The organism is Pedobacter metabolipauper (assembly GCF_004362715.1).
GTDB classification, from domain to species: domain Bacteria; phylum Bacteroidota; class Bacteroidia; order Sphingobacteriales; family Sphingobacteriaceae; genus Pedobacter; species Pedobacter metabolipauper.
Genome location: NZ_SNYC01000005.1, coordinates 619,329 through 631,012 on the forward strand (window position 1 = coordinate 619,329; position 11,684 = coordinate 631,012).

Genomic DNA, 11,684 nt, shown 5'->3' on the forward strand with positions numbered 1-11,684 from the left:
ATTCATTAATGTGCATGCCCCCCTTCTTCTTCTCCATTACTCATCTTACTCAATAGATCGTAAGCTCCGTTAACTACTATTTTTTTACTTTTCCAGTCAAAATTATCTTGGAAATAGACTTGTGTGTAACCGAACTCCGTAACTCCTGTCCTGATTGCTACACGTTCAAAATGAGATGCTTCTGCTTCTACAAAGATATACTTAAGACCTTCAAATTCTACTATTGATTTTTCCGGCAATGCAGTTACCTTACTGCTTCCGCTTTCTACCAATGCCTGCAAATACATACCCGGCAAAAGCTGATCGTCTTCCTGATCTAAATGACAATGAATTTGAACGGTTCTTTCATCGCTGATTTCACGGCCTACCAGGTAAACGGTTGCCATACGCTCTTTCGTCTCATTTGCTAAAGTAAAGCGTACTTTTTGTCCTATTTTTAATTTGGGTACATCTTTTTCAAAGACAGTTAACTCTGCATGGAGATGGTCTGTGTCTGCGATCTTAAACAGCACATCTGAAGGATTTGCCAGCGCACCAATATTGGTATTTACCTGAATTACGTATCCGCTAATCGGTGTGTACAGATTAAAGGTGCTTGATATCTTTCCTTTATCCAATGCACTCAAATTCACATTCATCAGGTTTAGCTTCATACGCATACCTGAAACCTTTGCCTGCATACTTTGGTATTCACTTCTGGCCTTTTGCAGCGCTTTTTTTGAGTTTACCTGCTCTGCTGCCAGTTCCTGCTGACGATCATACTCCAGCTTTAAATATTCCAGCTGACTCTTATAATCCAGATAATCCTGCTGGATCTCTATAAAATCAGGATGCTGCAATACAGCGATCAGCTGGCCCTTACGTACGCGCATTCCCTGCAGCATTTCTGTACTTTTTACCGTTCCGGCAAAAGGGGAAGAAATAGAAACCATATTTTGCGGAGGCAAATCCAGCATTCCATTGACTTTTGTAGTACCGCTGAGTGCCTTCATTTCTGCAGCGCCTAATTGTATGTCTGCAGTTTTATACTGCTCAGCACTCAGTTCAATGATATTTTCATCATGGTGTTCTTCCTGAACGGCAGTTTGTTTAACTTCTTTTGGCTCGCCGCTACAGGATATGAATAGTGTAATAATAACGAACAGACTTAAAAATTTATATATAGAATTCATGATCGATTAATTAATTTTTCCGGATAAGTATTCAAGTGTATGGATGCTTTGGTTAAGCTGCAGCAATGCCATCAGGTAATTTTCATGGATGACATTTACATTTTTTAGATTGATGAGAAACTCATTATAAGTCATTTCCCCCGATTGATAGGCTATCTTACTATTTTTTAAGATCAGCGTTGCATTGGTCAAGGCAGATGTTTGGTAATATTGAAGACTATTCTTATTTTTCTGGTACTCCTGAATAGCTTGCTGGTACTCTCCCTTCAGTCTATTTTCAGAAGATTCATATCCGCTAACCTGCTGCTGCCTGCTCAATTCTGCTGATCTTACCCTGGCCTTTTGAGCACCAAAGAAAAGTGGAATAGAAAGACCAATGTTAAGCCCTTGAAACCGGTCCATCCTATCGAAGAAAACCTCTTGTCCGTTTACATTCTGAGTTCCTGTAAGTGATTGGTTAAAGTACCCAAGGGTAATGTCTGGCAGCGATCTGGCTCCAATCAGTTTTTTTTGTTTTTCTGCAATCTCTATCTGCTGTTTACCCAGTTCAAGTAATGGGTTATTTTTAAGTTCAGCAGTATCTGTAACCATCGCAGTGTCTTCTGCTTTTAAATCCCGATCTGCAATAATAACTGTTGTTTTAAGGCCAAGCAGCACCTGAAGTTTTGACAAATAGATTGAGATATTGGCTTCGTTTAACAGCAGTTGGTTTCGAATCTCATTTTGCTGGGTCTCTGCGGTTGTCTGCTCCAATAATGTGCTTTCGCCCGTTTTATACCGCAGCGAAGCTGATTTAACAAAACCTGTGTTTATGCTGTCCTGTTTGTTCAGAAGCTTCCTTAATTCATACAGATACTGCAAGCTGCTGTACACTTGTTTTACCTGCAATACAAGTTCATTTTTACTTATGGCTGCTTTCAATTGCGCGCCTTTAAGCTGTGCATTTCCAAGTGCAGCAGTTGCCCCAAATACGGATGGAAAGGGGAATGTTTGAGAAACACTGAAATTATTATCATTCTTCACCTGACTGTTATATTGTCCATACATCATGTTGAATTCCGTTTTAGGGATTTCCAAAGCGGCCTTTTTATGCTCCTGCTGTATCCCGATCTCCAAGCCAGCATTAGTCATAAGCGGATTATTTTTTAATGCCAGTTCTATGGCTTGCTGCCTGTTTATTGGCCCTGTTTGTGCATTTACGGTACCGCAGGTCAGGATGAAAAGAAGCACGGCAATTACTGGTGTACGCTTAGCGCCGGACGGTTTAATCTTCTCAAACCAGATATACAATATTGGCAGCAGCAAAAGGGTCAATAAGGTTGCCGTTAGTAACCCGCCAATAACTACTGTAGCGAGGGGCTTTTGAACTTCGCCGCCACTGCCTCCTGAAAGGGCCATTGGCAGAAAACCAAGTGAAGCCACCAGGGCAGTCATGATCACTGGCCTTAAACGTAAGGAAGTACCAGATTTAACAATGGCTGTTAGATCTGTCATCCCTTCTTTCTTTAACCGGTTAAACTCTGCAATCAGTACAATTCCATTGAGCACAGCGACACCAAACAGCGCGATAAATCCTACGCCCGCAGAGATACTGAACGGCATGCCACGCAGCCAAAGGGCAAACAAGCCACCTATGGCCGATAGCGGAATTGCGGTGAAGATCAATAGCGCCTGCTTTGCAGAATTAAATGTTAAGTATAGCAGGAAGAATATTAAAAACAAGGCTGCAGGAACGGCTATGCCCAATCTTTTATTTGCCGCCTGAAGATTCTCAAAAGTACCCCCGTAGGTTGGATAGTATCCGGGTTCAAACTTCATTTGCTGCTCTATTTTAGACTGAATTTCTCTGACGATACTTTCTACATCCCTGCCACGGGTATTAAAGCCAACAATGATCCTCCGTTTGGCATCATCTCTCTGGATCTGATTGGGGGCAGCTTTAAAACTCACTTCTGCAAGCTGCTCTAATGGAATGTGATTGCCATTAGGTGCGGTGATGTACAGGTTTTTAACATCATCCAAAGATTGCCGGTTTACTTTTTCAAGGCGCACCACCAAATCAAACCGTTTTTCGCCCTCAAAGACAAATCCGGCCACTTCACCGGCAAACCCTGTACGGATGGCGGTATTGATGTCTTCTACATTTAATCCAAATTGGGCAATTTTATCCCGGTTAAAACGAATGATCACCTGCGGCAATCCAGAAACCTGCTCTACATAAATATCTTCAGCTCCGTCGATCTTTCTTGCAATGGCACCTATTTTCACCGCATAAGCGCTTAGCTTCTCCAGATCTTCACCATATACCTTAACAACCACATCCTGCCTCGCTCCTGTCATTAGTTCATTAAAACGCATCTGGATCGGTTGTTGAAATCCAAATGTTACGCCTGGCACATGCTGTTCCAGAACAGCCTGCATTTTATCGGCAAGTTCTTCACGTGTTCCTGCACTGGTCCATTCGCCCTTATCTTTCAAAATGATCATCAGGTCGCAGGCCTCAACAGGCATTGGGTCTGTCGGAATTTCTCCGGATCCTATTTTTCCGACAACCTCTTTTACTTCCGGAAAATTGTCTTTCAATACTTTTGCGGCACGTGTGGAAGCTTCTATCGTTTGCGATAGGCTGCTTCCGGTAAGCACCCGTGTTTCTACTGCAAAATCGCCTTCTTCCAATGTTGGAATGAACTCGGAACCCATTCTGCTAAACAGAATCAGGCTAATCACCAATAATATCCCGGCTATAGAAACGACCAATGCTTTAGATCTTAAACTAAAGTTGAGCATCGGGGTATATACCCGATGAAAAAATGCCATGATCTTATCCGCGCTGTTTGGTTTATGGTTATTTTTTTTACTCAGAAACAAAGCGCTCATCATCGGCACATAGGTTAGCGACAATATAAATGCGCCTATTACCGCAAAAGATACGGTTTGGGCCATCGGCTTAAACATCTTTCCTTCCGTGCCTATCAGTGCCAGTATTGGCAAATAAACAATCAGGATGATGAGCTCTCCAAAGGCTGCGCTGTTCCTGATCTTTGATGAAGACAGAAAAACTTCTTGATCCATTTGCTGCTGGGATAATGCATCTCTGCCCTTTCGCATACCCAGATGATGCAATGTGGCCTCCACAATGATTACGGCCCCATCTACAATTAAGCCGAAGTCAATCGCCCCAAGGCTCATCAGGTTTCCGCTTACCCCAAAGAGGTTCATCAGGCAAATGGCAAAAAGCATGGCCAATGGAATTACTGAGGCTACGATTAATCCGGCCCGTAAATTGCCAAGCAGCAATACCAGTACAAAAATGACGATCAATGCCCCCTCTGCGAGGTTGGTGATCACTGTTCGAATGGCATTGTTTACCAGTTTGGTACGATCCAAAAAAGGCTCAATGACCACACCTTCTGGCAGGGTCTTTTCAATCTGGGCCATTCTCTCCTTTACACTGGCGATTACTTTTGACGAATTTGCGCCTTTAAGCATCATTACAATTGCGCCCACTACCTCACCTTCGTCGTTTCTGGTCATAGCTCCATACCGCGTTGCAGTGCCTAGCCTCACACTTGCCACATCCCTGATTAAAACAGGGATGCTGTTCTTATTGGTATGGACAACAATGTTTTCAATGTCCTGAATACTTTTGATCAATCCTTCAGACCTGATAAAATAGGCATTTGGCTTTTTATCAATATATGCACCCCCGGTATTCTGGTTGTTCTTTTTTAATGCCTCAAAAACATCGGCAATACTAATTTCCATACTTTTGAGACGGTCTGGATTTAGTGCAATTTCATATTGCTTTAAAAAACCGCCAAAACTACTTACATCTGCAATGCCTTCTACACCGAGCAGCTGGCGGCGAACGATCCAATCCTGAATGGAGCGGAGTGCCGTTGCATCGTATTTATTTTCATAGCCCTTTTTTGTGTGGATCACATATTGATAGATCTCTCCCAGACCTGTGGTTAATGGTGCCATTTCAGGACTGCCCATTCCATCCGGGATCGCTTTAACTGCATCGGATAGCCGCTCACTAACTTGCTGTCTGGCCCAGTAGATCTCTATGTTTTCTTTGAATACTACGGTAACCACAGAGAGACCAAACCTGCTAAATGAGCGCACTTCCTGAATGCCGGGAATGGTTGCCATCGTTTGCTCAACCGGAAAAGTAACAAAGCGTTCGATATCTTCTGCGCCGTTACTGGGAGAAGTGGTAATAATCTGTACCTGGTTATTGGTGATGTCCGGTACCGCATCAATGGGTAATTGTCTGATCGAATAAACGCCCCAAACGATAAGGGCAAATACCAATGCACCTATAATGAGTTTATTGTTTATTGAAAAACGAATAATATAATTTAACATTCTTCATGCTGCTAAAAATGAATAATACAGAACTGATCACAGCCCTCCTGTTATAGCGGGGACTGTTTACAAAAAATACTGAGTTATACGAATTTAGGCGGCTGCCAGATGGAACTGCTTACCACTACATAATCCCCTTCAAAATAGGGAACAGAAGGATTATGCTGAATGCTTACAGGTGCGATAAGCACCTCAGTCAGTTTTACAACTACAGAACTGGCACAGCAGGAACAATTGCAGAAAGGGGTACATGCATCTTCTACTGAACGCTCAGTGTGCTTGTCTGGATTAGAAAATGAGAAAGAAATGCTTTCATCTAATTTTTCATGCAGATCTGCACATGGCACTAAATTTAATGCCATGACCACGATTACACAAAGGAGTGAAAGGATTCTCATGTCTGCAAATATATTATTATATTACTTATGATCGTCATTTACTTCAAGCCAGTGACCATCAGGATCTTTGAAATAGATCTGTTTGATGCCATCTACCCTTAAATTAACTTTATTTATTGTTCCCGCCCAATCTTCGAAGGCTATTTTCTTAGTATTTAATTTGGCAATAAAGGAATCTATATCGGCAACGCTAAAACACAGATGTTCATTTTTATCATGCACTGTACTCTTTTTTGCACCTTGTATTAAGTGAAGTTGTCCTGCAGGCCCTAAAGTAAACCAGGTATGCCTGTCGTCATGAAATGGTTCTGGTATTTGTTCTAGATCAAATACTGTTTTATAATATGCTGTGGCCTCTGCCAAATTGCTAACGTATACTGCAATATGATTCAGGACTGCACTTTTTTGCTTTTTCTCTGTTTGCGCCATAACTTTTTGATATGGAATAGTTAATAATACAGTAAAAGCAAGCATCAAAACTATTTTCATAAAAACTGTTTTAGATCTCCGGTTAGGTTTTTTTTAACAAGATAGTTAAGATTCTTGGTATTTGACTCCTATCATTATCGTCAAAATATTCATCCAGATTAACCAATGATAATCCATGCTTTTTACCTGCGTGAATAAAATCGGATACATTATGATTGAAGCAATCTACAATTTGACTTCCTTCATCGGTATCAAATCTGGCTTTTGTTCCGTTGTACTGTTTAAAGGGATGCAGTTCACCGATATATACATATCCGCCAGGGCTTAATGATCTGGATGCCTGGTTAAATACATAGTCCAGGTTCTCTATATGCTCCAGGATCAGACTAAAAGTTACGAGATCATATAAACCATCCCTGAATTTCCATCTGCCGGTAATATCAGCTTGCTTAAACTGAACTTTGTTAGAACCAATTTTATCTTTTGCACGGGCCAGCATTTGATCGGAAAGGTCTACCGCTGTGATCTGCACTGCTTTTTCAATCAGCCACTCTGTATTTTTCCCGGTACCACACCCTATTTCTAAAACATTATTAAATGAGATACTGGCCAGTGATAGCTTTAACGCCATGCCTTCCAGGTCCCTTGTCTTATTTGCATTGGTATCGTATTGTGCAGCCCATAGGTTATAGGCTTGTTTTGTATTTAAATTCATATCCATATTTGAGCGTAATTACCCTGGCAATTTACAAAAATATGAATTCTGTACACCTGATATTTAAAAAATCAATTTAGAGAACCCTTTGAACGTTTTCATTATCAAAGAAAGCCCGTTTGGAACCCATCAGATGAACGCGCTTTACTACACTACACTATATTGTAGAGAGCCTTATTGAGACCGTTAATAGAAAGCGTTGATAGAAAGCGTTGACAAAGAACACAAGTAGCATTTTATTTAGCAAACATGCCCATTAATGTATAATGTTTATTTCAATAGCCCTACCTTTGTACCATGACATATGAAGAATTAGAAGGGGCATTTCATGGAATAACCGTACCAGATGAAGCACAATTAGACGACGGGGTTCGAATTACAAATGTTCCTAAATTCATTAAGAGCCACCTTCAGGTAATTAAAGGAGCTCAAAATGCAAGGATGTCTACCGTTTTCGAAGACCGGCTGATCAAGCTGCTTGAAATTATTGCTGAATCAGAAAAGGAAGATCCCCGGGTTAAAGAACCGGCTGTACAACCCGATTCTTTAACAGAGATTAATTAACTTTATTTAAACACTTCAGCAAACAGTTCATAAGAATGCAATCTGGCTTGATGGTCAAAAATATGTGAAGTAGCCATGATCTCATCTACCCCGGTTTGATCTAAAAACTGTTCAAGATCTTGCTTTATAGTTTCTTTACTTCCTATAAATGTACAAGCGAGCATTTGATTGGCCTGTGCTTCTTCATAAACATCCCAAATATCATCCATATTATCTACCGGTGGCTGCAATAACTGGCGTTTGCCGGTAACAATGCCTCTAAATAATTGATACAATGAAGTGGCCAGTTTATGGGCTTCAGCATCTGTATCTGCAGCAACGACATTGACACAAGCCAATACATAGGGTTCGGAAAGATGCGCCGAAGGTTTAAAGTTTTTTCTATAAATATCAATGGCAGTTAAAAACTGGGCAGGGGCAAAATGACTCGCAAAAGCATATGGTAAACCAAATGCTGCTGCTAAATGCGCACTGTCTGTACTCGAACCCAGTATCCAGATTGGAATATCCAGTCCTTCACCGGGAATGGCCCTTACATTGCTATTTTTATTGTCTGCAGATAAATAGGCTTGCAACTTTAACACATCCTTTGGAAAATCATTGGCGCCACTAAAACGTTCACCGCGAATAGCCATTGCCGTAACCTGGTCTGTACCTGGTGCGCGACCCAATCCAAGATCTATCCTTCCCGGAAATAAAGAGGCTAGTGTTCCAAACTGTTCTGCAATAACCAATGGTGAATGATTGGGTAACATGATACCTCCGGACCCAACCCGAATTGTTTTGGTGCCCCCTGCAATGTGGCCAATAACTACTGAAGTTGCAGAACTCGCTACACTGATCATATTGTGGTGTTCTGCTAGCCAATAGCGGTTATAACCCCATTGCTCAACATGCCGGGCCAATTCTAAACTGTTTCTAAAAGTGTCTGCCGGTGTTGTGCCTTCTATAACGGTTGCAAGATCTAATACAGAATATGGTGTGGAATTCAATAATTTTTTCATGTAAATTAACTATAGATCCAAAATTACAGAGTATTCTGCTAAACCTACATCGATTACAACGATATGACTTTAAATCCACATGGATATTACACCGTGGTTATAATCTCTCATAAAAATCTATAGTTCGCTTTGAACATTATTCCTCCCAGTTGTTTGAAAATCGGAGTTTTAGCTGTTCATTTTCAAACAATAATTTAAAGCCTGCTGTATTAGATAAAAACCTATTTCTATACTATGAAAAATCTATTTTTAAAACAATTAAGCTTCGCCATTACAGGAGTTGTACTTACACTAACAGCATGCAATGGCGGTTCAACCAACTCTTCTTCAACAGACAGTACCACTGTTCATACAGATACCTTATCCGGCGATACTTTAGCCGGCGGTCCGGACCAGGTAAAGCCAATGGGGCCAGCGCCAGAATGGGGACCTGGTATTAAACCACAAATGCATGCGGTAATAGAAAAGCTTGCAAGCTATAAGGACAAGCCTATTCCTGAATTAACTGCCGTTGAAGCACGTAAAAATCATACACCTACAGATGCTGTAATGGGTTTGATGAAAGAAAACCACATTCCAATGCCCGTATTTAATGTAGATACGGCTGGCAAAGAAATTCCGGTTACCGGTGGCAACATCCACCTGCGAATCTATACGCCTAAAACCGGTAATGGTCCGTTTCCCGTAATCGTATATTACCACGGCGGTGGATTTGTAATCGCTAACATTGATGTTTACGATGCTTCAGCCAAGGTACTTGCTGATAAAGTTGGTGCTGTGGTGGTTTCTGTAGCCTACCGTTTAGCACCAGAGCATAAATTTCCTACCGCTCACAATGATTCATTTGCGGCATACCAATGGGTAGTTAAAAATGCAGCATCTATAAAAGGTGATCCTAAGATGATTGCTGTTGCAGGTGAGAGTGCAGGCGGTAACCTTGCGTTGAATATGGCAATAATGGCCCGTGACAAAGGTATTGCCGTTCCTAAGCACATTTTAGCTGTATATCCTGTTGCCGGATCAGATATGAATACTCCCTCATATGTAAAAAATGCAGCAGCGAAACCCCTGGATAAGCCAATGATGATGTGGTTTGTTAAAAACTATCTGAACAATATGGCGGAAGGTAAAGACCCAAGAATAAACCTGATTGCTGCAAACTTAAAAAGACTACCGTCAACAACGGTTATCACTGCAGAATATGATCCGTTACAAAGTGAAGGACTCATGCTTGCCGATAAATTAAGGGCAGCCGGTGTAACGGTTGACAACAAGAACTATGACGGGGTAACCCATGAGTTTTTTGGGATGGGCGCGCTTGTTCCTGAAGCCATTGCGGCTGAAACTTACGCCGTTGACCAATTGAAAAAGGCATTTTCAAAATAATATTATCCTGAATCTATCCTAACCGATAGTTTATAAAAAAGGCTGGCAATTATACAATTTGCCAGCCTTTCTTGTGGTCATTTTTTTTATATATTGCAGCTCATAATATGACCGCTATGAAATTTGCTTTAAAAACCCTCTTACTTTTCACTACACTATTTATTGCAGCAGATATCCCTTTATTTGCTCAAGAAATCAAAGCAGTAATTGCCGGAGATTTTGCAGATCCGTCGGTGATCAGAAAAGGAAACGAATACTTTGCTATTGGCACATCATCTGAATGGGCGCCCCATTTCCCCATATATAAGTCCGGTAACCTGAAGGACTGGAAACAAAGCGGCTATGTATTTGACGTGACCCCTGAATGGGCCGGGTCTTCCTTTTGGGCTCCTGAATACTATTTTCACAACAATACCTATTTCGTTTACTATTCGGCAAAACGTAAAAAAGATGGTGTTTCCTGCATTGGTGTGGCGACTTCAAAATATCCAGACAGGGATTTTAAAGACCATGGTGTAATCATTGAATATGGTAAAGAGGCTATTGATGCATTCTTGTTTAATGACAATGGCCAATTGTACATTACCTGGAAAGCATACGGACTTGATGGCAGACCCATCGAAATACTAGGCAGCACAGTTTCAAGTGATGGCTTATCCCTTACCGGAACTCCATTTACGATGATGAAAGACGATCAGGGTATTGGACTGGAAGGACAAAGCATCCTCAAAAAAGACGATTTCTATTATCTTTTCTATTCTGTAGGCAACTGCTGCGGCAGTAAATGCGATTATAATGTTCGTGTAGCCAGGTCTAAAGATTTTAAGGGTCCTTATGAAAATCACTTAAAAAACCCGATACTCCAGGAAAATGCAGATTGGAAATGCTCCGGTCACGGAACTTTTGTAAACAGCCCCGATGGTAAATATTATTACCTGTATCATGCATACAATAAAGAGAGTACTGTTTTTACGGGCAGACAGGGAATGCTTGCCGAATTGGTATGGGCAGGAAAAAATGAATGGCCATCATTTACAGCACTATCTGCAGGTCTTATCAGCGCCGGTAAGAACAATATCAAAGATGATTTCAATTCAAAAAGTATAGCGAATTACTGGCAATGGGATTTCAGGAATGCCACCCCGGTTGTTAAACAACAAAAAGGAAGCCTTCACTTATCCGGAAGCATTACAAAATCAAATAATACTGGTGTTGTATTAACCCTGCGTCCGACAGCAATGGACTACGAAATGACGACTACAGTAATGAACCAGAATAATGCGTTAAAAGGATTGGTGATCTATGGCGATGCAAATGCTGCTTTGGGTATAGGCGTTGTAAATAACCAGGTAGAATTCTGGTCGTCCAAAGACCGCAAAAGAACAGTATTAAAAAGTATCTTACTTAAAAATCCTGCTGCTCCTGTTGACCTAAAGATAACTGTATTGCCAGATCATACCTGCAAGGTATACTGGAAACAACAGAAAGATGCCTGGGAAGAACTTGTATATGCAGATCAGGGATATTCAATGAATCATTTACCGCAATGGGATAGAAGTCCGAGAGTTGGTTTATGCTTTCATGGAACTCCTGAACTGGAAGCTGTATTCTCGTCCTTTAACCTTTCCTATTCGGAAAAGTAAGC

Annotated in this window: 9 protein-coding genes; 3 read left to right on the top strand and 6 right to left on the bottom strand. The window is 41.1% G+C overall.

The genetic code is table 11. The features are described from left to right. Window positions 1–5 precede the first annotated feature (5 nt). The 5 genes from ATK78_RS15105 to ATK78_RS15125 all read right to left on the bottom strand — a co-directional run bounded on the left by ATK78_RS15105 (window position 6) and on the right by ATK78_RS15125 (window position 7,085). Entirely contained in the window at window positions 6–1,172 is a 1,167-nt protein-coding gene (locus ATK78_RS15105; protein ID WP_133576946.1) for an efflux RND transporter periplasmic adaptor subunit, read from the bottom strand. A gap of 6 nt (window positions 1,173–1,178) precedes the next feature. Then, the gene (locus tag ATK78_RS15110) at window positions 1,179–5,543 is read right to left on the bottom strand and encodes a CusA/CzcA family heavy metal efflux RND transporter (protein ID WP_133576947.1); all 4,365 of its coding nucleotides are present in this window, start codon (window positions 5,541–5,543) and stop codon (window positions 1,179–1,181) included. Window positions 5,544–5,626: 83 nt separating this feature from the next. Beyond that, window positions 5,627–5,941: a DUF6660 family protein gene (locus tag ATK78_RS15115; protein ID WP_133576948.1), complete on the bottom strand. Its 315-nt coding sequence runs from the start codon at window positions 5,939–5,941 to the stop codon at window positions 5,627–5,629. Between the two features lie 21 nt (window positions 5,942–5,962). Next, window positions 5,963–6,430 carry a VOC family protein gene (locus tag ATK78_RS15120; protein WP_243732542.1) on the bottom strand — a complete coding sequence of 156 codons (468 nt, stop codon included), beginning with the start codon at window positions 6,428–6,430 and terminating at the stop codon, window positions 5,963–5,965. Between the two features lie 22 nt (window positions 6,431–6,452). Further along, window positions 6,453–7,085 (bottom strand): class I SAM-dependent DNA methyltransferase, encoded by a 633-nt coding sequence (locus ATK78_RS15125; RefSeq protein WP_133576949.1) that lies wholly within the window; start codon window positions 7,083–7,085, stop codon window positions 6,453–6,455. A 297-nt stretch (window positions 7,086–7,382) separates the two neighbouring features. Between ATK78_RS15125 and ATK78_RS15130 the strand changes: the two genes are divergently transcribed. Beyond that, the gene (locus tag ATK78_RS15130) at window positions 7,383–7,649 is read left to right on the top strand and encodes a DUF6965 family protein (protein ID WP_133576950.1); all 267 of its coding nucleotides are present in this window, start codon (window positions 7,383–7,385) and stop codon (window positions 7,647–7,649) included. A gap of 2 nt (window positions 7,650–7,651) precedes the next feature. On the opposite strand, the gene ATK78_RS15135 is transcribed toward ATK78_RS15130, so the two are convergent. Beyond that, window positions 7,652–8,653 carry an LLM class flavin-dependent oxidoreductase gene (locus ATK78_RS15135; RefSeq protein WP_133576951.1) on the bottom strand — a complete coding sequence of 334 codons (1,002 nt, stop codon included), beginning with the start codon at window positions 8,651–8,653 and terminating at the stop codon, window positions 7,652–7,654. Window positions 8,654–8,887: 234 nt separating this feature from the next. Here ATK78_RS15135 and ATK78_RS15140 point away from each other — a divergent pair, with 234 nt between their 5' ends. After that, a complete protein-coding gene (locus tag ATK78_RS15140) occupies window positions 8,888–10,039 on the top strand; it encodes an alpha/beta hydrolase (protein WP_133576952.1) in 1,152 nt (383 codons plus the stop codon). Between the two features lie 116 nt (window positions 10,040–10,155). Then, entirely contained in the window at window positions 10,156–11,682 is a 1,527-nt protein-coding gene (locus ATK78_RS15145) for a family 43 glycosylhydrolase (RefSeq protein WP_243732543.1), read from the top strand. The last annotated feature ends 2 nt before the right edge of the window (window positions 11,683–11,684 follow it).

What these genes read in the sequence shown, in the direction of transcription:
- ATK78_RS15145 (WP_243732543.1), top strand. Translation starts at nt 10,156, where the DNA reads ATGAAATTTGCTTTAAAAACCCTCTTACTTTTCACTACACTATTTATT.
- ATK78_RS15130 (WP_133576950.1), top strand. Translation starts at nt 7,383, where the DNA reads ATGACATATGAAGAATTAGAAGGGGCATTTCATGGAATAACCGTACCA.
- ATK78_RS15115 (WP_133576948.1), bottom strand. Translation starts at nt 5,941, where the DNA reads ATGAGAATCCTTTCACTCCTTTGTGTAATCGTGGTCATGGCATTAAAT.
- ATK78_RS15110 (WP_133576947.1), bottom strand. Translation starts at nt 5,543, where the DNA reads ATGTTAAATTATATTATTCGTTTTTCAATAAACAATAAACTCATTATA.
- ATK78_RS15135 (WP_133576951.1), bottom strand. Translation starts at nt 8,653, where the DNA reads ATGAAAAAATTATTGAATTCCACACCATATTCTGTATTAGATCTTGCA.
- ATK78_RS15125 (WP_133576949.1), bottom strand. Translation starts at nt 7,085, where the DNA reads ATGAATTTAAATACAAAACAAGCCTATAACCTATGGGCTGCACAATAC.
- ATK78_RS15105 (WP_133576946.1), bottom strand. Translation starts at nt 1,172, where the DNA reads ATGAATTCTATATATAAATTTTTAAGTCTGTTCGTTATTATTACACTA.
- ATK78_RS15120 (WP_243732542.1), bottom strand. Translation starts at nt 6,430, where the DNA reads ATGAAAATAGTTTTGATGCTTGCTTTTACTGTATTATTAACTATTCCA.
- ATK78_RS15140 (WP_133576952.1), top strand. Translation starts at nt 8,888, where the DNA reads ATGAAAAATCTATTTTTAAAACAATTAAGCTTCGCCATTACAGGAGTT.